Below are 24031 nucleotides of genomic sequence, written 5' to 3'. Positions count from 1 at the left end.
TAACTGGTAAAAGAACCGTATGCTGAAAATTATAAATGGAACGATTATTACACCCGGGGAGATCATTCATGGAGGAAGCATCGTCATAGATAATGGTAAAATAGTGGCCCTCAGCAATGCACCCATCGACCTGCCCTGTGAGGAAGTTATCGATGCCCGCGGGCTTTATGTTGCCCCGGGGTTCATCGATATGCATGTGCACGGTGGCGGTGGCTATGATTTTATGGATGGCACAGTGGAAGCCTTCCTGGGCATTGCAGAAACCCATGTCCGTTATGGTACTACCGCGATGTACCCAACCACCTTAACCAGCGAGGTGAGTGATCTTTTTGCCACGCTCGATTCCTACAAGGAAGCCAACCGGCAAAACAGCAGGGGAGCACAGTTGATGGGTATGCACCTGGAGGGACCTTATTTTGCATTGAGCCAGCGGGGCGCACAGGATCCGAAATATATCCGCAATCCCGATCCTGCGGAATATGAGAAAATACTGGACTATTCAGATGATATCGTACGATGGAGCGCCGCACCGGAGCTTCCCGGCGCCATCGAGTTTGGGCGCTATGTACGGTCAAAAGGAAAGGTACTGGCGCTGGCCCATACGGATGCTGTTTACGAGGAGGTATTGGAAGGATTCAACAATGGCTATACCCTGGCCACGCATTTCTATTCGGCCATGAGCGGGGTTACGCGCCGCAATGCATTCCGGTATGCCGGTGCCATAGAAGCCGGTTACCTGATCGATGAAATGGATGTGGAAGCCATTGCGGATGGCATCCACCTGCCTGCCCCGCTGTTGAAGCTGATCTGCAAGATCAAAGGACCCGATCGCGTAGCCCTGGTTACAGACGCCATGCGGGGCGCGGGCATGCCGGAAGGCGAAAGTATATTGGGGAATATCCATACCGGGTTAAAGGTGATCATAGAAGATGGAGTGGCCAAATTGCCGGACCGGTCGGGCTTTGCGGGTAGTGTGGCCACAGCAGACCGCCTGGTGCGTACAATGATCAATGATGCCGGCGTGCCGTTGCAGGAGGCTGTAAAAATGATGACACAGAACCCCGCTCGTATAATGGGTGTCAATGCAACAAAGGGCGAACTGGCAGCAGGCAAAGATGCAGATATCGTGCTCTTTGATGCGCAGGTAAACATACGCATGACAATGGTAGCCGGGGATATAAAACACCGGGTGGAGATTGAGGACCGTATTCCGGGTTGATACAAACAGCTTCAATCCGCTCTTGCCCGTGGATATCAAACTAAATCAACATTTAAACCCAAATGATTTAAAGCGAAGCGATTGCCGCATAAAATTTCCGCAGCATATATAGCAGGCTGTACATAGAATAGGGTGGAACGCTATATGGAATAATTGTGTGTCTGCATGGTCGTTTTAATTCGCACCAGTGTAAACCTGGGGCCTTTTGATGAACAGCGTTACTTATGGCACGGATCGTTTATCTTTTGTTAATTGGCAAAAGATAAACGATCCGTTGTTGTCATTGGTTATAACTTTCATCGCAAAATTAAAAAATTGAAAACGTATTCTGTTTTCTGCCTGATCTGTCTGGTTTTCGGTTTGCCATCCTGTAAAAAGAAAGACCTGCTCAAGGGATTTGACAAGGCTGCTTTGTTTGCGCAGCCAACTGCGGCTGAAATTGATGCCGTGAAGCAGGCCTGGGCGCAGCGAAATTTAAAACCTGAGCAGGTGACCATCGAAGAAAGCCAACAGATCAACACCAAATTATCCGCGCATATTATTTCCTTCCAATTGGGCAACATTAAAGAGTATGCCGCAGTATTAACACCTGTAACGGATCAACGCATACCCGTGTTATTTTATATCGGAGGATTTGGTACAGACCAGGAGCCTGTTAATTCCATAAAAATCAAATTGCCCGGGGAAGATCTTCCTTTTATGTATATAGTTCCGGCTATGAAAGGCCAGTATGTAAGCATGGAGGTTGGTGATAAACGGTTAAAATCTCCTTTATCAGGAGGCTCCAGGTTCGACGCTTTTGATGGTGCAACGGACGATGTTATTGCAAGCCTGAACGCTGTTGGGTATCTGTTTCAGCAGGCAGATATCGGCAGGGCAATGATCAGGGGCGGCAGCCGGGGAGGAACCGTGGCGCTGCTGGCTGGTATACGTGATCAACGTTTTAAACGGGTGGCTCCGGTTGCCTTCAACTCAGACTTTATAGCCTTGACCGCTGCACTTTACAATGATCCTACCTATAAAAGGCAATTTATAGAAGCGCTTATCAATGGAACGGCTACAATAGCGGAAACAAGAAAACGGATGATTGCTGCATCGCCGGTATATTTTTGCAATCGGCTACCCAAAACACAACTTCATTGCGGCCAAAACGATCGTATAACACCGGCAACGCAAGCGGAATTGTTATTTAACGAAATGAAAAAATCGGGCGCCGGAGACCGGGTAGCATTATTTATCTATCCTGATCGGGATCATAATAATATTGCCACCGGTAATGCTGAGCTGGAAAACCGGATCAATACTTTTTTTAACGAGTTGTTGCAGGTACAACCTGGCAGGTAAATATAGCGCTAAAAAATTTCACGCTTTTGATTTATAGAGGTGGCTGGCGCCATGCGCCACGCTACAGAATAACCGCAACATAAGAGCCGTGATTCATTAAAGATATTTTCTGTTAGGCCTGCTATCAGGTAGCCCATTACCATAATTTATTATACGCTGTAACTATAGTGTTAGATACATAGCGTAAAACTCCTTGTTTTTGACGTTATCCCACCTCTTGCTATAATGTGCCCCATGCTACATTTGTGGTGATCATAATGGATGACCCAAAAACAAACAGATATGTCACAGATTAACCCGCATATTACGTTCAACGGCAACTGTCGCAACGCCATGATGTTTTACAAAGATGCGCTGAATGTGCCCCTTGATATAATAACAGTAGGACAATCTCCTATGGCTGCCCGGTTTCCTACTGACATGGCAGATAGCATCCTGCATTCCAGTCTTACAAAGGGGGAAATAGTGCTGTTAGCCTCAGACGAAATGGGTTCTCATGAAACGATAAATCCAATAGAGAATGCCCTGTCTTTGTCATTGAGCTGCAGTACAGAAGACGAGCTGAACACCTACCTCACCAATCTTTCAGCAGGAGGCGCTATTATATTTCCCCTACATGACTTCTTTTCGGGGAAGATGGCAGTGATTCGCGATCCATTTGGTATTAAATGGACTATTGGTTATTACCCGAACCAACCCTTGGCATAAATAGAATGTCCGCCTGATTAAAATCTAACACATATGAAACAAACAGTTAATCAGAAATTAAATAAGCAGTTCACAGCAAAGCTGGTCAGGAGTAAAAACAAAGGAGGATGGACCTACCTGGTGTGGCTGGAATCTGTCACATTTTTTGGTACCAAAGGACTTGTCAAAGTGCGGGGGACTATAGATAATCACCCATTTCGCAGTTCTTTTATGGCATTAGGAAATGGCACGCACAAACTACCTGTGAAAGCGGCGCTGCGTAGCCTCATTCAAAAAGAAGTCGGAGATACCGTTCTTGTCAAGTTGGAAGAACGCCTCTTTGAATAACGCCTCTACTCACCATGTGTCCGGCTATTGTTTTGAAAAGATGAAAACAGCAACAGCGATAGGTATGCCTTTTTTAAATAGGATAGGAAGGCCTGGCCCCCTGCGCCACCAGGAGCAAAGCGTTTTGGTATGCGTGGGCATTTTGCAGTAGCCCTGCCGCTGTACGCAGATCAATAGAACCCTTTAATAACGAATCCTTCTCCGGCAACGTCATCATCTTTTCTCAGGCTTGTAATTTGTATAAAATGCCGGCATGGTTTTGCGCTATTATAAACTGTTACCTGCATTACGGGTTTTTATCCGCGATCTGATGCAGGGTGTATTGCCCGTTAGTTCCGGCTGTCCGATGCCTGTCAACCCGCCGCCGCCTTATTGCCCCGGTCCATGGGCGGCAGGGCACCGTGTTGCTGCAGCAGCTGCCGTATCACCAAGTTTAATAATATTTTTATGCTCCGTGGCTGCTGCTTTACCGAAGCCCGCATGCGGCCAGCGGCGTTGGATCCGGGAGTAGCGGTACAACATTACTTGTCACAGGGAATGCCAAAAAGGTCGAGGCTGTTGCTCCATTAGCTGTGGAGTGAATCAGGTTAATACCTTTTGAAGACCGCCCGCGCCGGAACCGGAACCGTTGGGCATTTTGCAGATCGGGTATGGTGAAATTATCGGTATAGGTAAAATAATAAGGATCCAGGCTGTCAAAAAGGTGCGGGTTGCTGCAGTATCCATATATGGGTAATCACCGGGCTGCAGGGCTTGCTGCTGCTGGATCCTGTGATCAAGGATGTATAGGAATGGTTATATGATAACGGCAGGGGCCGGTCTTTTAAACAAAGTAAATTAGGCCTTTTCAACAAAGTGGCCGGGTGTAAGGCGTTCTACTTTTGTTTCAACAAAAACAAATTTAAAATGAAACAAAACAATTACCAGGGAGCCTTACAACATCCAATCGGTTCAGGCTTCAATGCAAAATCAACAACCACTGATGTAATAAAAGGAGTTAACCTTACCGGTAAGATCGCCATAGTAACCGGCGGTAATACGGGTATCGGCCTGGAAACGACCCGCACACTTGCTGCAGCCGGTGCAACCGTTATTGTACCCGCGCGGGACATAGATAAGGCCAGTAAAAATCTACAGGGCGTTCCCAATGTGGAAATAGCAACAATGGACTTAATGGCACCGGCATCTATTGATGCATTTGCAGATCATTTTCTCGCTTCCGGAAGACCGTTACATATACTGATCAACAATGCAGGCATTATGTGGGTGCCGCTACGCAGGGATGGGGATGGTATAGAATCACAACTGGCTACTAATTATCTGGCGCTCTTCCGGCTTACTTCAAAATTATGGCCGTCATTAAAAAAAGCAAACGGCGCCAGGGTAATCAATGTCTCTTCCCACGGGCATCATTTCGCTCCGTTTAACTTTGAAGACCCTAATTTTCTTCACAGGGAATACGAAACCTTACAAGGTTACGGACAGTCGAAAACGGCTGTTAATCTTTTTTCCATGGAACTGGACCATCGCGCCCGCGCATCCAATATCAGGGTGTATGCTGTACATCCCGGATCTATCGGCGGCACCGAGTTAGGAAGGGAAGCTCCTCTAGAGCTGTTTCAGAAAATGGGTTTTGTAGATGCCGCCGGTAAGATGCTGCCTGAAGTGGCTGCGGCATTAAAAACAATTCCTCAGGGAGCAGCTACAACAATTTGGTGTGCTTCCAGTCCCTTGTTGAACAACATAGGTGGGGTATACTGTGAAGACGCAGATATTGCCGTGCTCTGTTCCGACATTTCTCATCAAAAGGGAGTGAATCCTTATTCCCTGGATGAAACCGCTGCCAGAAAACTATGGACGCTGACCGAGGAAATGACGGGCTTAAAGTTCGAAATATAAGATCTGCTCAATTTTTACCATTTAAAAAACAAGATGAAAAATCTTAAAAATAAAATTGCCGTTATCACGGGTGGTAACAGCGGTATTGGCTATGCCGCCGCAAAAAGATTCAAAGAATATGGAGCTGATGTAATTATAACCGGAAGAAGAAAGGACGCTGTTGAAAAAGCCGCAGCGGAACTTCATGTAGAAGGCCTGGTTGCAGACCAGGCGAAATTAACGGATATTGATGCGTTGGCAAGGCAGGTTAAAGATCAATTCGGCAAAGTAGATATCCTGCTGGTTAATGCAGGTATTACCAGATTCTCAACCATAGAGCAGGTTGAAGAAAGCCTGTTTGATGAAATGATGAGTATTAATTTTAAAGGGGCCTATTTTACACTGAGCCGGTTTATTCCCTTGCTCAAAGACGGAGCATCAGTGATTATGTTGTCCTCCACCTCGGCAACCATATCTCCGCAAAGCGCTTCGGTATATGCAGCGAGTAAGGCTGCCATCAATGCGGTGGTGAAAATTGCGGCGCTCGAACTGGCATCCCGTAAAATTCGTGTCAATGCTGTAAGCCCGGGGCCGATAGCCACAGAGATTATGAATAAGATAGGGCTCGATGAGGCGCTGGAGACCCTGCTGGTACAAAGTATCCCCGCCGGAAGAATGGGTAAAGCCGAAGAAGTGGCCAGCATGATACACTATCTGGCGGGCGAAGAAGCAGCTTTCCTCACAGGCGCTAATTTTTTAGTGGATGGAGGGCAATCTATTTAATATTTTTGTAATTAGTGACTCCTTTCTTTAAAAATACAAGAACATGGAATACAGCGCCAGGTATATTACTGAAGACATAAAGCTTTCCAGTTACGAGGACAAGTTCTTTAAATCGGATATCATGTTCGATCAACATATGCTGGTATGGTTTCTCTCCGGCGAAACCAAGATCGTGCAGGCAGATGCAACTTATTTTTTCAGGAAAGGCGATATTTTTTTGATCCCAAGAAATCAACTGGCCACTATTATTAACTACCCTAAAGAGGGGCAGCCACATAAAACGGTAGTGATGCATTTATCAGTAGAAAGGCTCAGGGATTTTTATGCCGGCAGGAATATAAAATCTCAATCCATGAAGTATCAGAAGATCTATCATTTCAGTAATCATCCCTTGCTGGAAAGCTGCCTGGCCTCTCTTATTCCATATTTTGACATGAAGGATATACCGGAAGATATTGCCTCCATTAAGATCACCGAAGCTATTAGTATTCTCAGAACACTGGACAACGAGATTGATCATGTGCTGGCTAATTTTGAAGAACCGGGAAAAATCAGCCTGGTGGACTATATGGAAAAGCATTTTATGTTCAACCTGTCTATGGAGCAATTCGGTTACCTCACGGGCAGGAGCCTCACAACCTTTAAACGTGATTTTAAAAAAGCCTTCAGTATGACTCCGCAGCGCTGGCTAACCCAAAAGCGGCTGGAGCTGGCACACTATCAACTTACCGAAAAGAAGAAAAAGCCTCTGGACGTTTGCTATGAAGTGGGATTTGAAAACCTCTCTCATTTTTCCTTTGCTTTTAAAAAACGATTTGGATACGCCCCCAGCTATCTGTCTGGTAAAGACATTGGGGATTAGCCGGTTTTTGAACCCGGGAGTGTTTGTCTTTACCTAATTGCCGGGAATGGCAGAACGTATCAGTTGATTTACCTTAACGTAGTTGCCGTGAACTGTTTTGTGAACTTTTATGGAATGTAAAATATGGTACTAAAGTGGGGTTTACTACAAAAATTATCATCTTATGATACCTGTAATAAAGGGGAAAATGCAGTAGAATTTTTCCCTTACCTAAGGCAATGGGATAAAAAAATTTGTACCCTATGCTGAATTTGTGATGACAATAATAATAATTCCAAACAAACAGATATGTCACAGTAGTAATTACTTGTTTTTTGAAAATATCTTAGAGAACCATTTGGTTATATAACTTAATATTCTTAAATTTATATCAGATTATAAATGAGCCTGGAATTTCTAAACCCCAAACCAAATCTAACCCCAAAACATAAATCTTAAAAATTAAATAAAGAAATTTTGTGCAGCTTAATGTAATGAATAAGCTGCTTGGATTTTGAATTGCGATTCTGAATTTTCATCGGTGAGCGGAGCCCGAAGGGCAGGGTTATTGGTATTCCGGACGTCCGTTGTGAGATCGCAGATTATATCCATGTGAGCAAATAATGTTCCATCGAAAATATCGGGCTCCTTTTTATAAGGGGGGCAAGAAGTAATAGTGCCGGGTAGATATTTTTTGCGGTAACCGTTTGACTCAACAAATAACAGGTTGAAAAAAGCCAAGATGACTGCGATGATTTCTTTACATATGTACTTAAAGAATCAGGAGGTATTAAGAAGGAGAACCCAAAGACTGCTTAAAGAAAAACGAAAATCATAAAATATATAAAGGCGGTTATTTATCGGATGTCTTGAATAACCGGCTTGAAAGACGCTTAGTCGTATGCTCAGGGCCTTTATTTTCAAAATAACGCTATATATCTTACTGAGTCAGGAATTTTAAAAAACCAAATTAAAAATCACAAAATGAAACAAAATTTCAAAATCGTTGCATTAGCATCTCTTTCATTGATGCTGGTTATAGGCTGTCGTAAGTCGGATATCCAGGAAACAAAAACACCGGAAACCAAAGTGCCAGAAACAGAAGGGAAAAATGCAGGAATTGACTATGCGGCGTTAAAGCCGGGCATAACTATTGTGAAAAATTTAAAAACTGCTGTAACTAACTCAGATTTTGAGGTCCGGGATGGAGCCTTGCTCAATAAAAAATCGAAAATAGTCCGAGATAAAGGTGCAAAACAAAATACCGGTTTAGCACCGGGAATGGGGTATGTTCTGGTTGAAAATCAGTACCAGCGAAACATTAAAGTGTCTCTGGAGGTAGATTCCAATGTATTGGCACAACCAGGTATAGACGTTTATGAGCTGAATGATTACTCAGATGCGCTGGATTGGGCAATAGCAAATTTTAATACACTGATAGCGGGATCTAATGTCAGGTTTACCAGGGTGGCGTCAAGTAGTACATCTGATATTGATGTAAAGTTGATAAATATGGATACCTCCCTATATAAATGGGGCGGGATGGCGATAGTGCCATTTGATGGAAAGCCCGGCTTTGAAATGGTCATTAATACGGGATACAATTTCAATTATAGAGCAACCCGGTATAAAGTAACATTAATGACACATGAATTGGGACATACTATTGGATTTATGCATACAGATTTACCTCCGGGGTATGCAACACTCTGGCCTCTGGGATACCCAATTACTTATCAGGTATATAACCTTGTGAATGCATCTTCAACTGCTCCGGTTGCCTCACCAAGTAACCCCAACCCGGATCCGGGCTCCATCATGAATGGATGGGTATACGGAGCGTGGACGCAAACTGCAACCACAATGGCGGCAGGATGGCCCTATGCGAAAGGTGATGGCTTTTCTCAGGAAGACTTGTATGCTTTTGAATATGTGTATCCATACATCCCCTATACGTATGAATGGCCTGGGAGCGGACCCGGCACTATAAGGTCTTATACATTCGGGTTGGATTTTGTACCAGATGGTGCCGCCCTGGTTTGGGAGTTGAAGAATGTTGTAGGTGGAACTGAAACAGACATGCCCGTGGGAACCGACTATCCGTCGTTGCAGCCGGTAGCCGGGGCGCCCGATAGCAGAATTTTAGTTAGAGGGTCTACACAAACTGCTAGTTTTAATGTAAGGGTGTTGCCTAAAGTTTCTAAACTTGGGGTAAATATTAATATGAAATACGACTATTTAACTCCGCAAGGCCAGTATCTGAATTTCTAAATAAAGTTTGCCTGACTTGGTCCCAGGATATCCTGTACGGGTATCCTGTTTTTATTTCCTGCCTTGTTTGTAATAAAATAGAAATAAGATCCGGAAAATTATAACCGAGCACCGGCCATTCCGGGCATAAAAAAACCGGGCTGAAAAGCCCGGCTTTGTACCGCGTACGGGAATCGAACCCGTGATTCATCCGTGAAAGGGATGCGTCTTAACCCCTTGACCAACGCGGCGTTACCCGTTTTTTGGGAGTGCAAAGATAATGGACCAAAATGGATTGGCCAAAAAAAAATTAAAAAATAATTGCTTTTAAAAAAATAGGGTCGAAAAATCGAAATCGTTTAATATGTATTCCGTACAAAATGCTGTAACTTTACGCCTCCAAAAATTGTTCTTACTTAATTAAATTTTTTACACAACTATGAGTACAGTAAAAGTAGCCATCAACGGCTTCGGCAGAATCGGTCGTTTGGCTTATCGTCAAATCTACAACCAACAAGGTATCGACGTTGTTGCCATCAATGATTTGACCAGCCCTAAAGTATTAGCTCACCTGTTAAAATACGACTCCGCCCAGGGTGGTTTTAATCAAGATGTAAAAAGCACTGAGAACTCCATTATCGTTGACGGTAATGAAATTAAAATATATGCACAAAAAGATCCTTCCCAGATTCCATGGAAAGATCATGATGTAGACGTGGTGCTGGAATGCACCGGATTCTTCACCGATAAAACAAAGGCAGAAGCACATATCGCTGCCGGCGCTAAAAGAGTAGTGATCTCCGCACCAGCTACCGGTGAACTGAAAACCGTGGTATTTAATGTAAACCATGATATCCTGGATGGCAGCGAAACCATCATCAGCTGTGCTTCCTGCACCACCAACTGTCTGGCTCCGATGGCGAAAGTACTGGATGATACTTTTGGTATCGAATTGGGTATCATGACCACGATCCACGCGTATACCAACGATCAGAACACCCTGGATGCTCCGCATCCAAAAGGAGATCTGAGAAGAGCAAGAGCTGCAGCAGCCAACATCGTTCCCAACAGCACCGGTGCTGCGAAAGCCATCGGCCTGGTATTGCCCAGCCTGAAAGGAAAACTGGATGGCAGCGCACAGCGGGTGCCTACCATTACGGGTTCTATCACTGAGCTGAACGTAACTCTGAAGAAACAAACTTCTGCAGAAGAAATCAATGCTGCAATGAAGGCCGCTTCTAACGAAAGCTTCGGTTATACCGAAGATGAAATCGTGAGCAGCGATGTAATTGGCACGCACTTCGGTTCTTTGTTCGATGCTACGTTAACAAAGGTGATCACTGTAGGCGACAAGCAACTGGTACGTACCGTTTCCTGGTATGACAATGAAATGAGCTATGTATCGCAGCTGGTTCGCACGGTTGAGTATTTTGCGAAACTGATCAGCAAGTAACGCTGAAAAAAATAGTGAAGGCGGAACAGCTTGTTCCGCTTTTTTCTTTTTATATACCGGCTGCAGGACAGATGGCATCTTTGTTGCTACGCTCAGTTTAACGGAAGTGCATGTGGCGGCCATCCTGATAGCTACCGGTGCTCAGCGTTCAATTCTCAAATCTCAAAACCTTTAACAATGTCAAAATTTTCAAACTATAACTTCAAAGATCAGAAAGCGCTGATCCGGGTCGATTTCAACGTTCCGCTGAACGACCAGCTGGAAATTACTTCGGATGCCCGTATGAAGGCGGCCGTTCCAACCATCAAAAAGATCCTCGCAGATGGTGGTAAAGTGATCCTGATGAGCCACCTGGGCCGTCCAAAGAACGGGCCGGAGGACAAATTCTCCCTCAAACACCTGGTAAACCACCTCAGCGAATTGCTGGGGGGGGTTACCGTGTTGTTTGCCAATGATTGTATTGGTGAGCAGGCCTATCTTACGGCCGATATGCTGCGTCCGGGCGAAGTGCTGCTGCTGGAAAACCTTCGTTTTTATAAGGAAGAGGAAAAAGGCGATGAAGCTTTTGCCGAAAAACTGAGTAAACTGGGAGATGTGTATGTGAATGACGCTTTTGGTACGGCGCATCGCGCGCATGCTTCTACCGCGGTTATTGCAAAATTCTTCCCTGCAGATAAAAAAATGTTCGGGCTGCTGATGGAGAACGAGGTGAACAGCGCTCAGAAGGTGTTGACCCAAAGCGAAAAACCATTTACAGCAATTTTGGGCGGAGCAAAAGTTTCGGATAAGATCCTGATCATCGAAAACCTGATGGAAAAAGCTACGGATATCATTATTGGTGGCGGAATGGCCTATACGTTCTATAAGGCGCAGGGTGGCAGTATTGGTACATCGCTTTGTGAGGAAGACCGGCTGGATACGGCCAAAGAGATCCTGGAAAAAGCAGCCGCAAAAGGAGTTTGTATCCACCTGCCCAGCGATAGTATTATTGCCGACAAATTTGCGGCGGATGCGGACACTGCAGCCTCTCCCAGCAACGCTATACCCGAAGGCTGGATGGGATTAGATATTGCCGAGAACGCCCGGGAGCAGTTTGCAAATGTGATCAAAAAATCTAAAACCATTCTTTGGAACGGCCCGATGGGCGTGTTTGAAATGGAAAAATTCCAGGGCGGAACCAAGGCCATTGCGGAAGCGGTGGTGGAGGCTACGCAGAACGGAGCTTTCTCACTGGTAGGCGGTGGCGACAGTGTATCGGCGGTGAACAAGTTTGGCTTTGCAGATAAAGTAAGTTATGTTTCTACCGGTGGCGGTGCCATGCTGGAGTTTTTTGAAGGCAAGGTACTTCCGGGTATCGCGGCCATCGAAGAAGCATAACCCCTGTCTTTTTAATTGTTTTAAGTGCGGAGCCCGGCGGCTCCGCATTTTTTATGGGCGCTGGTTGATCCCGCTTAACTTATTGCAACGGCTAACAGTCCGGCCGGGCTTTTTGATATATTTGCGCGGGTTTAAAATTTTGTTATGATGAAGAAGCATCCTGGAAAAAAGCTCCGTTATTTTCAATATAGCATTGTGGCCGTTGTGTTGTGGTTTGGGGGTGTTGTCCGCAGCAACGCACAGGAGATCACCAACCGGCTGCAGGGATATTTTAAAGCTACCTCCGATACAACGCTCTACAGCCATTTTACGTTTGATGGAAACGGTAAAGTAGATATTGGAGGCCTGGGAGACGGCTACTATTTTCAAAAGGGCGATAGCCTGATCCTTTACCCGGACAAAAGCATGTTTAAGTTTTTATTAAACGGCGATCAGCTGCAGGGCGTTTCCGAATGGGTGGATGGTGGAGTGTGGACCCTGGCAAAAGATACCGTCATTGAAAATAAGCGCACAGACCCGGAAGCCGCAGACCGGGTTGCCGGATTGATGAACCGGTATTATGAAGTAACCTCAAAAAATAAGATGGCATTGCTGGGCGCAACGGACGATGGCTTTGCCGGAGAAATAAAAAACCTTTGCGATAGCGGCCTTTCCAAGGCTTGTTTAGATTATGCCGGACTGAAGATCATCGAAAACATGGGTGGGCTTGGCGCACTGCTGGGTGGAAAGGAGCTGTTGCTCAACAAGGACGCCGATCCGGAAGTGCTGGCCCTTATAGAAAAAGCCCTGCAACTGGGGGATATGGAAGGGTACGCCGTGCTGGGCGGGTATTATTCCGCACTTCAAAACCAGGGAAAAGCAAAGGACGTACTGGAAAAAGGAAGCGAACTGGGCTGTCGTCGTTGCGTATGGGCCGCATTTTCGCTGGCACTGGAGGAAGAGGCCCAAAAAGCGGCATCCAACGAAAAAAAAGCAGCACCTCAAAAAGCTGTAAAAGGAAAGCGGTAAAACCGGTGTTGCAGTACCTGTGCAACGAAGCTTTCAACTTCCGCTAACAGGTGCATATATATAATAGCTCACTGAAATACTGTTTTGGGCTTTTATCGTAGCTTTGAATATGGGGCGCCTGTTTTCCTTCAAGAAATTAATACGAAATTTTGGATATGCTTTCAGCGGATTAAAGACCGCATTCCGGTCAGAGCAAAATTTCCGGATACATGCAATTGCGGCATTCATAGTGGTATTGCTGGCCTTCGTTTTCAGGATAACTGTTTATGAATGGCTTGTTATTATCGTATGTATCAGTGCCGTAACGGGGGTCGAACTGATCAATACCTCCATTGAAAAGATCTGTAACCTGGTGCATCCCCAAACAGATGCCCGGGTTAAACAGATCAAGGATATTTCGGCGGCGGCCGTTCTCCTGGTAGCGGCCGGAGCCTTCGTTGTGGGATTACTGATCTTTATACCGCGGATGATCAACCTGATCTGATTGAATTTTATGAAACGACTCCTTATTATATATTGGATACCGCTGTTGATGCTGGCCTGTCAAAATCAGGAACAGCCTCCCGCTGCACATGTAGCAGCGCCGCCGTTACAGCCACAAACGGGGCTGGGCATTTCCGAAGACAGGGAAACACTGGGCCGGCTGATCGACCTGAAAACATATCCGCCTTCAGGCGTTACCTTTCAATGGAATGGCCGGGATCTAAGCGGGTTGGAAGCCATTCTTTATTATGATGAAAAAAACTATGGCGATATCCTGAATGCATATATGGAGGCGGGGTTTCCCAAAGGGAACTATGCAAAAGAACAATTTGGTTTTCCGTGGCTTGACAGTGCGCAACAGGCGGAGCTGCAGTTTAGCAAACCGGATTATACAGGCAACCCGGATATTTTCCTGGGAACTGGGGGTAAGGGAATGCTTTGGTTCCTGGATAAAAAAATCCTGTTGAAAATAGCATCCTGAGATGGGCCGCTGCTGTTTTGAGCGGAAAAAACAGGGGGAAACTGTTTTTGCGGTAATTGAGAGGAAGCGGTATCGTGATTTTTCGACTGAAAATCAGTTTTTTAGGTCGGTATCGGGGTGTCAGTTATTTTTTGTTGGAAATAATCGATATTAACGATCATAAAATAACTACCTTTGCACCCCCAATTAGTTCTTTTATAGTTCCTGTGCCGGTACATGCCGGAGTAAAACAGGACGGAGGAATTTGGGAGTTCCGGTGATTGCCGGAACGTTTGAACCAATAAATCGAATAAAATGGCAAAAGAAATCTCTGGCTTTGTAAAGCTACAGTGTAAGGGCGGTCAGGCCAATCCTGCACCTCCTATTGGGCCGGCGTTAGGTTCCAAAGGTGTAAACATCATGGAATTCTGCAAACAATTCAACGCCCGCACACAAGACAAAATGGGAAAAGTACTTCCCGTATTAATCACCGTTTACAGCGACAAAAGTTTTGAATTTGTAATCAAAACGCCTCCCGCAGCGATTCAGCTGATGGAAGCCGCTAAAATTCAGAAGGGTTCTAAAGAAAGCAACCGCGCCAAAGTGGGTAAGGTTACCTGGGAGCAGGTAGAGGCTATTGCAAAAGACAAAATGCCTGACCTGAACTGCTTTACCGTTGATTCTGCTATGAAAATGGTAGCCGGTACAGCGCGCAGCATGGGACTGAATGTTGAAGGAAAAGCCCCGTGGGAAAATTAATCCATTTTACGAACCCGCCTGCCGGCTGGCAGGCCTAAAAAGAATTGACAAATGGCATTCATTAGTAAAAAAAGAAAAGTTGCAAACGCAAAGGTAGACGCTAATAAAGCGTATAGCCTGAAAGAGGCTTCTGCAATAGTAAAAGATACAAGCGTTGCAAAGTTTGACGCTTCTGTTGATCTGCACGTTCGTTTGGGTGTAGATCCTAAAAAAGCCGATCAGGCCATTCGTGGTACGGTAACCTTACCCCACGGAACCGGTAAAACAAAACGTGTACTGGTACTTTGTACACCCGATAAAGAAGCCGATGCAAACAGCGCCGGCGCTGATTATGTTGGTTTGGACGAATTTGTACAGAAAATTGAAGGTGGCTGGACAGATGTGGATGTAGTGATCGCTACGCCTGCAGTAATGCCGAAGATTGGTAAATTAGGTAAGATCCTGGGACCCCGTAACCTGATGCCGAACCCTAAAACAGGAACAGTAACCAATGATGTAGCTGCTGCTGTTAACGAGGTAAAAGGTGGTAAGATCGCTTTTAAAGTGGATAAAGCCGGTATCGTGCATGCTTCCATCGGTCGCGTAAGTTTCAGCCCTGAGAAGATTGCTGAAAATGGCCAGGAGTTTTTAAATGCCATCATTAAGGCAAAACCCACCACAGCAAAAGGTACTTATTTGAAAGGAATTTCTATGGCCAGCTCTATGGGCCCTGGAATTGCTTTGGATACAAAATCTTTTGTACAGTAATCACCCGGCTTAACCGGTTCTAATTTTTAAAATCAGTCAAACCGCAATAAAATGACTAAAGAACAAAAAAATGAAGTAATTGAGGTATTGAAGGGAAAATTCTCTCAATACAGCAACTTTTATATCACAGATACCGAGTCGCTTAGTGTAGAGCAGGTAGGTAAATTGCGCCGCGCTTGTTTCGACAAGAATGTAGAAATGAAAGTGGCCAAAAACACCCTGATCCGGAAAGCCCTGGAAGGACTGGATGCAGAAAAGTACACAGGGGTATATGATTCCCTGCACAAGGTAACGGCCCTGATGTTTTCTGAAAACCCCAAGGATCCTGCTGTAATCCTGAGCTCTTTCCGCAGCGAAGCAAAAAAAGAAAAACCAGAACTGAAACTGGCGTTCATTAACGGAGATTTGTATACCGGCGATAACCAACTGGCTACCCTGGTTAAGATCAAAACGAAGAATGAACTGATCGGTGAAGTGATCGGCTTGTTACTGTCTCCGATCCAGCGTGTGATTGGTGCGTTGCAGAACAGACCCGAAGGCGAAGCAGCACCGGTAGCAGCAGAAGCTCCGGCAACTGAAACTGCAGCAGCTCCTGAAGCGGAAGCACCTGCAGCAGATGCCACTCCGGCGGCTGAGTAATTTTTAATATAGTCACGATCTATATTTAATAAACAAACAATTTTTTTAAACCCGCCGTCGGACCCGGTCCCCGATAACTGTCGGGGGGGAATGAAGACGGTAAAAATTAAAGCAAAATGGCAGATATCAAAACATTAGCAGAAAGCCTGGTAGGTTTAACTGTAAAAGAAGTACAGGAATTAGCAGATTTTTTAAAGTCTGAGTACGGCATCGAGCCTGCTGCAGCTGCGGTAGTAGTAGCTGGCGGTGGCGAAGGTGGTGCGGCTGCTGCTGAAGAAAAAACAGCATTTGACGTAATCCTTAAGAGTGCAGGTGCTTCTAAATTGAACGTAGTTAAGATCGTTAAAGATCTGACTGGTTTAGGTCTGAAAGAAGCAAAAGAACTGGTAGACGGAGCTCCGAAGCCAGTAAAAGAAGGTGTATCTAAAGCTGAAGCTGAAGACATCGCTGCTAAATTGAAAGAAGCAGGTGCTGAAGTAGAAGTAGCTTAATTCTTTTGTAAAGCATATTTGTCCCATAAGGTCGCAGGATCTTATGGGACTTTTTTTGTTGTGCCACAGAAGTACTAAATTTTTTAGAGTGGTTCTGGTCTTGGTAGCCCCTAAATATTTCGATGTTTCAGTGCCTCGGTGGCAAATGGTATGCCACAGAAGCGCTGAATTTTTTAGAGTGGTCCGGATCCTGGTAGTCCTAAGTATCTCAGTGTTTCAGCTTCTCAGTGGCAGATGGAATGCCACTGAAGCACAGGCTTCAATTTTCATATTCAAAAAATGACCCGCCTGATCTGCAGTACCATTTTCCCAAAGTTCAGGATCAACCCTATTTTGCATCCGGAACATTTAAGATAATTGATCGTTGGGCCAGGTCTTCCGCTGCAATGCCACCTTCTTTGGCTTTTATTTCCAGTATTACGTTGTTGAAGACAATGAAGTCGGCATGAAAGCGATGCGGCAAAATAATTTTCTTATACGGTATTTGGTATCTTCTTTCCCTGTTATAAAGAACGCTATTTTCTCTGAACTCATATTCGAAAGCATCTTTATAAAAAGATTTCAAGGAAGCCAGCTCCAGGGGTTTTATGGATATTGATTCCATATTTTATGATGATGTCCGTTTCCCGTTGCAGCGGATAGTTTCCTGGATTAAAATTTTTGTTTTTCATAGTAGTATTTTAAGGTAGTCGCAGAAGCTCTGAATTACTTAGATTTTTAAAAGGGTGCCTTTCAAGGCCGGAGCTACCGGCTATTTTGATGCTGCTTCAAGAACAGAAACCTTCAGCGCTTCCAGGGCTCCCTTCAAAGGCACTTCAATAACAAAACTCAGTGCCGCTGTGACTTATTCAAACCGGATATACGGCTCCAGCTTTTCAAATACATCGTTGGTTTGGGTTACGAGGACCTGCAGCGCCTCCGGGGAAGCAATGGGGGCAATGCTTCGTTGCTTAACGATCAGGTAGGCCAGCTTGCTGCTGATATAAGGATGTGCGTTTAGCGCTTCGTACGATGCGGTATTGATCGAAAGCTTCCGGAGGTCCGGATGATTTAACAGCAGCAGCGGCTTTATTTTCTGAAAGGTCGAATCCGGAACACCATAGGTTTCACCCACCTGCCCGATGCTGTAAAAGCCGCCCAGCTTTTCCCGGTAATGAACGATCCTTGCAGCCAGCCGGCTGCCAATACCATACAGTGCTTTATAAGCAGTGGTATCTGCTGTATTAATATCGATCGGTTGCGGTACTGAGCGGATAAATGTTTTGCGCGTCGTTGAAGCAATGGATGTGGCATCCGCATTCGGGTAGGGCGGGGTTGTTAGAACCACATAAGGTTTGATCCGCTCAAATTCATCCCTGTGCAATCCATAAATTTTCTGCAGGTCCTCCGGCTTCCGGAAGTGGCCTCCCTTATTCCGGTAGCGGATAATGGTTTGTACGGTGCGCTCCCGCAGCCCCAGCTGTAGCCAGCCTGCTGCGTCCAGTGTGTTAGGATCAAATGTAAAAAGCCTGCCTTTTGTTGAGGAGGTGTACGCTCGCTTTGAATAAGAATAGGCATTGGGTGATGACGGCATTGCATCCGGCTGATCATTGTTGTCAGCAACTTCAAGTGTGTTAATGATCTTGCTGAAAGCCCTTCGGGAAGCGGCATCCAGCTTTTGCCGTTTTGTTGTTGTCTGAATAAAAGGCTGTACTGCAAAAAGCAGTACCACCATAATTAATAGCAGTAAACCTGCTAACTCTTTTTTTGAAAATCGTAAGTACGCGTTCATAGATTAACATTTTAGCATTGGTTAAAGGATGGTGTTTCTGAAATATAACAAAAAAAAACTTTATAAAAAAAAAATTAACAAAATTTGGATTATTGTTATAGGGAAGTTTATCTTTACTACCAGCTATTGCATTGTAAACCTACTTTTACTATTAAAAAACTACTAAAATTTCCACACTGTGATAGCTCAAATGAAGAAGGCCCTTTAGTAAATGTTATTCTTCATTATAGGTTTTGTAAATGTGTGCACCAAAGCGCTGTGTTTTTGGATTACTCAAAACCGGCTAACGTGAATACATAGAGTCGACATATCAATTTACGGCTACGTCCTGTTACCAGGGCTGCCAGTTAATGTGCTGTATCGGGCAAAGGGAGCTGTATGTCACCTTAAGCAGTGATGTGCTGTAGCGTGCGCTCGAACGGTACTGTATGGTGTTTTGTATTTAAAGATACCTGGGCTCTGTTTTGCCTGGGGGTATAAAATATATCTATTATGAGAACCAATCAACCTCTTGAAATTGCCCTTAAAAGGGCAGCCGTATTTGTGTTTTTACTCTGCCTGCTACTCATTGATGTAGGGCGGGCGCATGCACAGCAAAGCGCGCTGACCTGTAGTATGACCAATGTACCTATGACCAATGATCCAGGCAGTGGCACTGATAATTCGCCGCTGAATGGATTTGCCGTTACCACCAGCACATCCGGATTATCTTTTTGGGGGCCTGCAGGTCAGGCCGCTCGAGTAACAGATAATGACCTGACGAATTCTTACTCCGGTACAATTGCTGTTACCGGATCGCTTACATTGAATGTAAGGGACGTTGGAAATGATACCAAGTATAATGCTGGAAACTATGTTGGTTTCCGGCTGACATCTGTGGGACTTTCTGCATTGGGATCGATCACAATATCTACACTGGACGCAAGCGGAAACGTAATTGAAAGTAAAAGCGGTGCCGATCTGCTTGCAGTTTCCCTGGGTGGCGCATCTGAAGTAGGTTTTTATACCAACCAGGATTTTTACGGAACACGTATTACGATTGATGCAACGATCGGTCTTGGTTCCTATAGCATCTTCTATGCGTTTATGCGCGGTACAGGTTCGTGTACATTTGATGCCAATGCCCTGGCCTGCAACATACAAACGATGCAGTCCTTTCCTGCGTATCCGGTAGTTGCTGAAAACAGCACCAGCGCCGTTCTGGCACTCGGTGGTATTACCAACCTGGATAACATGGTTGATAACAGCACCGCCACTGCGGCAACAATGGTACCTGTGCTCAGTGCATTGGGTTCTCACGGTGTATCTATTAAAAATACGGTAGGGCAATATCCCGCAGGCACTTACATTGCATTTGATATTGAGAACACCAATATCTTATCATTGGGTGTGCTTGAGCGGTACAGCATTGAACTCTCTAACAATGATGGGGCCGTACTTCAAACCATCAGCAGAACAGGCGGCTTGCTGGGTGTTGATGCATTGACCGGCAACCGGTTTATGTTTGGGGGTGTATCTACTGTGGCCTTTGATAAGGCCCGGCTGGTATTTAATTCCACCGGCCTGGCTGATGTAAACCTGGGAAGCACCAATATCTACCAGGTGGTTGTGAAGAAGTTCTGTGATCTGCGGCCGAGCTTTGCCTGCAATACATTAACTTCCTTAAATAGTACAATAGACCCGGTGTATATTAACTGGGCAAGAACCGGTGTAGGCGGAGTGCTTTCTGTAAATAATAATTTAACCGGCCTGGATAACATTATCGATGGCAATACTTCAACCGCTGCCACCATCAGTACGACGGCCAATGTATTATCGAATGCCACTATCTCTGTAAAAAAAGCTACAGGCGCCAACTATCCCACAGGTACCTATGTGGCATTTGATGTAGAGAGCAATTCGATCCTTAGTGCAAATGTACTGGGCAGCGCCATTGTAAAACTGTACAAAACGGGGCAGGTAGCACCTGTGCAAACCAGCAGTGGCAACGCCCTATTGGTTGGCGCAAAAACGACCTTGCTGGGCAATAATAGAACCCGGCAGGAAGTGGGTGTTGTAGCAAGCGCTGATTTCGATGAAGCTTCTATCGAATTTACCAAACCGGTTGGGGCCGATTTAGGCGAAGTGAAGATATATGGAATTGATATCCAGAAAAGCTGTGACCATGCGCTTGATTGTAAAACTTCCAATGTGATTGTAAATAGCCCGACCGGCTTTGGAGCGATCATAAACAATGAACGGTCTGGCGTATCTGGTGCTATTTGTGCCGGTTGCTCCATTGAAAATATCGGCAATGTTATCGATGCGAATTTGAATAACTATGCAAGAATGATTGCTGCTGCAAACGTAGCATCAAACACCGCGATTTCTGTTCAGGCACCGGCAAGCACATTCCCTGCAGGTACTATCGCCGGATTTACCATCCGGACCAATAATACATTGGTCGGACTTGATCTGTTTAAAGGGCTGTCAATTGAAATCTGGAACAATGGTACAAAGGTTGGAAGCGCGACTGGTTCTCAATTGTTGAGCCTCGAATTGCTGAACCTGATCACTGTTGGTTCTTCCCAGGGAGCTGTATATAATGTGGGCTTTACCGCGCCTGCTGATTATGACGAGATCCGCATTGTGAAGGACGGATTGGTAAGTGCCAATCTGCTTGCAAGCCTCGATATTGATGTGTACGGCGCTACGGTTGATACACGATTTGTTACCCCCGGTACACCGGGCATCAGCTGTCCGATTTTCAAAACCAATCCGGATATCAACTATACCATAATCAATAAACCGGTTAACGGATCTGTGGCTACCAACGATAAAGTGCCTTCCGGAACGGCATACACCAATGCGGTTGCGGTAAACGGAGCAGACGGTTTGCCCAATCCTGCCGGTGGAACGCTTTCGCTGAATGTGGACGGAAGTGGTGACTATACTTTTGTTACTACTGCTCCGGGTTCTTATAGCTACAATGTTACGGCCAGCAACGGAACGTATACAGAGGTGCAGAACCTTACAATTATCGTTACAAACCCTGCGGTTAATACAAATTCACCGATCGCTAATACGGATATCGCAGCAACCAATGCCGGAGCAGCCGTTACCGTGAATATACTGGCAAATGACCATGCCGGTAATGAAGGTGGTACACTTGGTACACCGGAAGTATTCAAGCAAGGTTCAAATGGTACCGCTACCATGAATGGCAATCAGCTGGTATACACACCGGCAGATGGATTCGTTGGAAAGGATACGATCGTATACAAAGTTTGCGAAACACCAGGTACCAATCTTTGCGGATATGCATATGTGTTTATAGAAGTAAAACCCGCCACGCTCAACACTACCACCGCAACGGATGATTTTGCTGTAACGAATGCGGGAATAGCGGTATCCGGAAATGTAAAAGATAATGACATCGATCCGGACGGCGATCCTCAAACTGTAACGCAGCAAACAGTTACCGACCCAACATTTGGTCAATTTACAGTAGGAACGGACGGCGCTTATACCTTTACTCCTAAAGCCGGATTTAGCGGCACCGCACGGTTCGCATATGAAATCCATGATAATAAAGGAAATAGTGCCAATGGAACCCTGTATGTATATACCGCCGGTGGAGCCGTGGATATTGGTATGAGCCTTATGGCACTGCCTGCACAGGTAGTTGGGGCAAAAACAGTAAATATAAAAGCAGCCGTATTTACCGGAACCAGCGCTACAAATGGTACTGAAGTATCTGTACGTATCGCCAAGTCTCCCAACTTCACGATTGATCCGTATAATCCAAGCTTAACGGTGATTAACACCAACCAGGCAGTACAGAATGCGGATTGGACCTATGTAGGAGAAGATCAGCAAGGTCTGAACTATATCTTTAAACTGGGAGGAACCAACAATAAAACATCCATTGCCGCATCATCGGTATCATCGTTTGGATTTACGGTAAGCTTTAACGGTGGTAATAACTCCGGCTCGGATAATGTACTTGCTACGATTGTATTCGGTTCCGGCGGTGATAATAATGAATTGAATAACGCGGATACAGAAACGATCAAGTATACGCCGGCGCCCAATAATTAGTACGCCAGCGTTACCCATTGCATAATATGTAAAGACACATTTTAAAACAAAAAATAAGCAACAATGAAAAAGATATGTGGTTTTGTCCTGGCTTTGTTAGTGAACAACTTTTTATTTGCCCAGGATCCTGCGGTAAATGGAGCGGTAATTACACCCAGCCCGGGAGTGGTAAACGGTCAGGGGAAATTTAGTTTTAATTTTCAAAATCTTTCAGGTGCTCCAATTGTTAAAGGAGGATTGGCTACCACTGTTACGATCAGTTTTAACAAGCTGGCTCCTGTGCTGGGTGGTGGCAATGCCCCTCAGATAACCGGTGCCGGAGCTGATTTCTTCGACTGGACCTATGCATTAATATCCGGTGTGCCTACCATTACCGGTACCCAGAAGGCCGATATACCAGGCGCCGGTGGTACTCCGGTGGGCGGTACGGTGTCGATTGACATCCGGTTTACCGCGGCTTCAGCACAGTCGGACCCCCAGGAAAGCAAGAACGGAGGAAATGTAAATATTCAGACCGGTTCCGGTGGCAATATCAGAACAGACAATGACAATACCTCTGCGTATGCCTACACCGACGGCGCATTGCCGGTGGCCTTTGGATTTACCAGTGCCAGCTTTACTGGCGGAAAACTGAAGGTGGACTGGGAAACCTTTTCCGAAAAGGACAATAAATCCTTTATCATTGAGGGATCTAAAGACGGCGAAACATTTGTTCAAATCGACCAGGTAAATACCCAGGCTCCTGATGGCAATTCCAGCGAGCAGATCAAATACACCTACAGCAAGAGCTGGCAGGAGATAGCGGCTAAATTTGGTTTTTCCCCGCTGCAGCTGGCCATTATGGCGCTCCTGGTGATCTCCGTGGTTGTTTCGGCAAAACGCGCTAAAAAAGGAGCGATGCTGGGCTCCCTCGTGCTGTTGATCACCATAGGAATCGGCTGCCGTAAAGAAGATCGGGACCTGGATAAAATGGATCAGTATCCAACCACCTTTGTAAGAATTGGTCAGGTGAATAAAGACGGCACTACCGTCAATTATTCAAAAGTTGTAAAAGTGGTGGCAGAATAAACACCTTTATTGCAGTTTAGAAACCGGAACGCAGCAAAGCGCTGATTCCGGAAATATTGAGCAGGTCCGGAAACATCCGGACCTGCTTCTTGATTGGTACGGCATTTTTTAAGACCGGAAACCCGAACTAGAGCAGGACCGTCAACGGAACAGAACTTTAATTGACAATCAGTTGCTTATATATTTTCAACGACTCTCCTGCAAAAAAACGGCGGAAAACAGGTGCTTTTATTTCCGCAAACTTTTCCAATAAATTTTTAGAAATGTCAGTATCTGGCAATATTCTTGTGAGAAGTTTTCTTCTTTTCAAAGTTTTCCTTAACTTTGCCTTCCTTTTATTTTGGC

The 24031-nt window shown here is 45.3% G+C and carries 22 protein-coding genes and 1 tRNA gene; 19 read left to right on the top strand and 4 right to left on the bottom strand.

Annotation, left to right across the window (positions count from 1 at the left end; genetic code table 11):
* The first annotated feature begins 19 nt into the window (after nucleotides 1–19).
* The 8 genes from nagA (at nucleotide 20) to LQ567_RS10610 (ending at nucleotide 9371) form a co-directional block, all read left to right on the top strand.
* Nucleotides 20–1219 carry an N-acetylglucosamine-6-phosphate deacetylase gene (gene nagA, locus LQ567_RS10645; RefSeq protein ID WP_231004482.1) on the top strand — a complete coding sequence of 400 codons (1200 nt, stop codon included), beginning with the start codon at nucleotides 20–22 and terminating at the stop codon, nucleotides 1217–1219.
* Nucleotides 1220–1534: 315 nt separating this feature from the next.
* The gene (locus tag LQ567_RS10640; protein ID WP_231004481.1) at nucleotides 1535–2563 is read left to right on the top strand and encodes an alpha/beta hydrolase family protein; all 1029 of its coding nucleotides are present in this window, start codon (nucleotides 1535–1537) and stop codon (nucleotides 2561–2563) included.
* 282 nt (nucleotides 2564–2845) lie between these two features.
* Nucleotides 2846–3271 (top strand): VOC family protein, encoded by a 426-nt coding sequence (locus LQ567_RS10635; protein ID WP_231004480.1) that lies wholly within the window; start codon nucleotides 2846–2848, stop codon nucleotides 3269–3271.
* 33 nt (nucleotides 3272–3304) lie between these two features.
* A complete protein-coding gene (locus tag LQ567_RS10630) occupies nucleotides 3305–3598 on the top strand; it encodes a DUF1905 domain-containing protein (RefSeq protein ID WP_231004479.1) in 294 nt (97 codons plus the stop codon).
* 906 nt (nucleotides 3599–4504) lie between these two features.
* Complete coding sequence (locus tag LQ567_RS10625) at nucleotides 4505–5497, top strand: SDR family NAD(P)-dependent oxidoreductase (protein WP_231004478.1); 993 nt, start codon at nucleotides 4505–4507, stop codon at nucleotides 5495–5497.
* 33 nt (nucleotides 5498–5530) lie between these two features.
* Nucleotides 5531–6259: an SDR family oxidoreductase gene (locus tag LQ567_RS10620; RefSeq protein WP_231004477.1), complete on the top strand. Its 729-nt coding sequence runs from the start codon at nucleotides 5531–5533 to the stop codon at nucleotides 6257–6259.
* 43 nt (nucleotides 6260–6302) lie between these two features.
* Nucleotides 6303–7121: a helix-turn-helix domain-containing protein gene (locus LQ567_RS10615; protein ID WP_231004476.1), complete on the top strand. Its 819-nt coding sequence runs from the start codon at nucleotides 6303–6305 to the stop codon at nucleotides 7119–7121.
* A gap of 963 nt (nucleotides 7122–8084) precedes the next feature.
* On the top strand, nucleotides 8085–9371 hold the full coding sequence (locus LQ567_RS10610) for a M57 family metalloprotease (RefSeq protein ID WP_231004475.1): 1287 nt from the start codon (nucleotides 8085–8087) through the stop codon (nucleotides 9369–9371).
* Nucleotides 9372–9529: 158 nt separating this feature from the next.
* On the opposite strand, the gene LQ567_RS10605 is transcribed toward LQ567_RS10610, so the two are convergent.
* Nucleotides 9530–9601, bottom strand: a tRNA-Glu gene (locus LQ567_RS10605).
* A 188-nt stretch (nucleotides 9602–9789) separates the two neighbouring features.
* On the opposite strand from LQ567_RS10605, the gene gap reads away from it, so the two are divergent.
* The 9 genes from gap (at nucleotide 9790) to rplL (ending at nucleotide 16767) form a co-directional block, all read left to right on the top strand.
* A complete protein-coding gene (gene gap, locus LQ567_RS10600; protein WP_231004474.1) occupies nucleotides 9790–10803 on the top strand; it encodes a type I glyceraldehyde-3-phosphate dehydrogenase in 1014 nt (337 codons plus the stop codon).
* 177 nt (nucleotides 10804–10980) lie between these two features.
* A complete protein-coding gene (locus LQ567_RS10595; RefSeq protein WP_231004473.1) occupies nucleotides 10981–12180 on the top strand; it encodes a phosphoglycerate kinase in 1200 nt (399 codons plus the stop codon).
* Nucleotides 12181–12324: 144 nt separating this feature from the next.
* The gene (locus LQ567_RS10590) at nucleotides 12325–13188 is read left to right on the top strand and encodes a hypothetical protein (protein WP_231004472.1); all 864 of its coding nucleotides are present in this window, start codon (nucleotides 12325–12327) and stop codon (nucleotides 13186–13188) included.
* A gap of 109 nt (nucleotides 13189–13297) precedes the next feature.
* Nucleotides 13298–13672 (top strand): diacylglycerol kinase family protein, encoded by a 375-nt coding sequence (locus LQ567_RS10585; protein ID WP_231004471.1) that lies wholly within the window; start codon nucleotides 13298–13300, stop codon nucleotides 13670–13672.
* Nucleotides 13673–13681: 9 nt separating this feature from the next.
* The gene (locus tag LQ567_RS10580; RefSeq protein ID WP_231004470.1) at nucleotides 13682–14152 is read left to right on the top strand and encodes a hypothetical protein; all 471 of its coding nucleotides are present in this window, start codon (nucleotides 13682–13684) and stop codon (nucleotides 14150–14152) included.
* Nucleotides 14153–14446: 294 nt separating this feature from the next.
* Complete coding sequence (gene rplK, locus LQ567_RS10575; RefSeq protein ID WP_231004469.1) at nucleotides 14447–14890, top strand: 50S ribosomal protein L11; 444 nt, start codon at nucleotides 14447–14449, stop codon at nucleotides 14888–14890.
* Nucleotides 14891–14941: 51 nt separating this feature from the next.
* Entirely contained in the window at nucleotides 14942–15637 is a 696-nt protein-coding gene (rplA, locus tag LQ567_RS10570; RefSeq protein WP_231004468.1) for a 50S ribosomal protein L1, read from the top strand.
* Between the two features lie 51 nt (nucleotides 15638–15688).
* Nucleotides 15689–16276, top strand: a complete 588-nt coding sequence (gene rplJ, locus LQ567_RS10565; RefSeq protein ID WP_231004467.1) for a 50S ribosomal protein L10 — start codon at nucleotides 15689–15691, stop codon at nucleotides 16274–16276.
* Between the two features lie 116 nt (nucleotides 16277–16392).
* Nucleotides 16393–16767, top strand: coding sequence for a 50S ribosomal protein L7/L12 (rplL, locus tag LQ567_RS10560; protein ID WP_231004466.1), 375 nt, complete (start codon nucleotides 16393–16395; stop codon nucleotides 16765–16767).
* Nucleotides 16768–17095: 328 nt separating this feature from the next.
* Here the strand turns inward: rplL and LQ567_RS10555 are convergent, their stop codons facing one another.
* The gene (locus LQ567_RS10555) at nucleotides 17096–17371 is read right to left on the bottom strand and encodes a GxxExxY protein (protein ID WP_231004465.1); all 276 of its coding nucleotides are present in this window, start codon (nucleotides 17369–17371) and stop codon (nucleotides 17096–17098) included.
* A 240-nt stretch (nucleotides 17372–17611) separates the two neighbouring features.
* Nucleotides 17612–18538 (bottom strand): helix-hairpin-helix domain-containing protein, encoded by a 927-nt coding sequence (locus LQ567_RS10550; RefSeq protein WP_231004464.1) that lies wholly within the window; start codon nucleotides 18536–18538, stop codon nucleotides 17612–17614.
* A 492-nt stretch (nucleotides 18539–19030) separates the two neighbouring features.
* Here LQ567_RS10550 and LQ567_RS10545 point away from each other — a divergent pair, with 492 nt between their 5' ends.
* Together LQ567_RS10545 and LQ567_RS10540 are read left to right on the top strand one after the other, a co-directional pair.
* Entirely contained in the window at nucleotides 19031–22618 is a 3588-nt protein-coding gene (locus LQ567_RS10545; protein WP_231004463.1) for an Ig-like domain-containing protein, read from the top strand.
* 63 nt (nucleotides 22619–22681) lie between these two features.
* Nucleotides 22682–23686, top strand: coding sequence for a hypothetical protein (locus LQ567_RS10540; protein ID WP_231004462.1), 1005 nt, complete (start codon nucleotides 22682–22684; stop codon nucleotides 23684–23686).
* 157 nt (nucleotides 23687–23843) lie between these two features.
* On the opposite strand, the gene LQ567_RS10535 is transcribed toward LQ567_RS10540, so the two are convergent.
* Entirely contained in the window at nucleotides 23844–23996 is a 153-nt protein-coding gene (locus LQ567_RS10535) for a hypothetical protein (RefSeq protein WP_231004461.1), read from the bottom strand.
* Nucleotides 23997–24031 lie beyond the last annotated feature (35 nt).

The sequence above is a fragment of the Niabella pedocola genome (assembly GCF_021044425.1).
Lineage (GTDB): Bacteria > Bacteroidota > Bacteroidia > Chitinophagales > Chitinophagaceae > Niabella > Niabella pedocola.
The sequence above is the reverse complement of the archived record's forward strand: the minus strand, read 5'-3'. Positions and strand labels throughout refer to the sequence as shown.

Excerpts from the sequence above, each read along its gene's own strand:
- LQ567_RS10580 (WP_231004470.1), top strand. The coding sequence starts at position 13,682 with ATGAAACGACTCCTTATTATATATTGGATACCGCTGTTGATGCTGGCC.
- LQ567_RS10540 (WP_231004462.1), top strand. The coding sequence starts at position 22,682 with ATGAAAAAGATATGTGGTTTTGTCCTGGCTTTGTTAGTGAACAACTTT.
- nagA (WP_231004482.1), top strand. The coding sequence starts at position 20 with ATGCTGAAAATTATAAATGGAACGATTATTACACCCGGGGAGATCATT.
- gap (WP_231004474.1), top strand. The coding sequence starts at position 9,790 with ATGAGTACAGTAAAAGTAGCCATCAACGGCTTCGGCAGAATCGGTCGT.
- LQ567_RS10635 (WP_231004480.1), top strand. The coding sequence starts at position 2,846 with ATGTCACAGATTAACCCGCATATTACGTTCAACGGCAACTGTCGCAAC.
- rplK (WP_231004469.1), top strand. The coding sequence starts at position 14,447 with ATGGCAAAAGAAATCTCTGGCTTTGTAAAGCTACAGTGTAAGGGCGGT.
- LQ567_RS10620 (WP_231004477.1), top strand. The coding sequence starts at position 5,531 with ATGAAAAATCTTAAAAATAAAATTGCCGTTATCACGGGTGGTAACAGC.
- rplJ (WP_231004467.1), top strand. The coding sequence starts at position 15,689 with ATGACTAAAGAACAAAAAAATGAAGTAATTGAGGTATTGAAGGGAAAA.
- LQ567_RS10610 (WP_231004475.1), top strand. The coding sequence starts at position 8,085 with ATGAAACAAAATTTCAAAATCGTTGCATTAGCATCTCTTTCATTGATG.
- LQ567_RS10595 (WP_231004473.1), top strand. The coding sequence starts at position 10,981 with ATGTCAAAATTTTCAAACTATAACTTCAAAGATCAGAAAGCGCTGATC.
- LQ567_RS10630 (WP_231004479.1), top strand. The coding sequence starts at position 3,305 with ATGAAACAAACAGTTAATCAGAAATTAAATAAGCAGTTCACAGCAAAG.
- LQ567_RS10585 (WP_231004471.1), top strand. The coding sequence starts at position 13,298 with ATGGGGCGCCTGTTTTCCTTCAAGAAATTAATACGAAATTTTGGATAT.
- LQ567_RS10555 (WP_231004465.1), bottom strand. The coding sequence starts at position 17,371 with ATGGAATCAATATCCATAAAACCCCTGGAGCTGGCTTCCTTGAAATCT.
- LQ567_RS10550 (WP_231004464.1), bottom strand. The coding sequence starts at position 18,538 with ATGAACGCGTACTTACGATTTTCAAAAAAAGAGTTAGCAGGTTTACTG.
- LQ567_RS10615 (WP_231004476.1), top strand. The coding sequence starts at position 6,303 with ATGGAATACAGCGCCAGGTATATTACTGAAGACATAAAGCTTTCCAGT.
- LQ567_RS10590 (WP_231004472.1), top strand. The coding sequence starts at position 12,325 with ATGATGAAGAAGCATCCTGGAAAAAAGCTCCGTTATTTTCAATATAGC.
- LQ567_RS10625 (WP_231004478.1), top strand. The coding sequence starts at position 4,505 with ATGAAACAAAACAATTACCAGGGAGCCTTACAACATCCAATCGGTTCA.
- rplA (WP_231004468.1), top strand. The coding sequence starts at position 14,942 with ATGGCATTCATTAGTAAAAAAAGAAAAGTTGCAAACGCAAAGGTAGAC.
- rplL (WP_231004466.1), top strand. The coding sequence starts at position 16,393 with ATGGCAGATATCAAAACATTAGCAGAAAGCCTGGTAGGTTTAACTGTA.
- LQ567_RS10545 (WP_231004463.1), top strand. The coding sequence starts at position 19,031 with ATGAGAACCAATCAACCTCTTGAAATTGCCCTTAAAAGGGCAGCCGTA.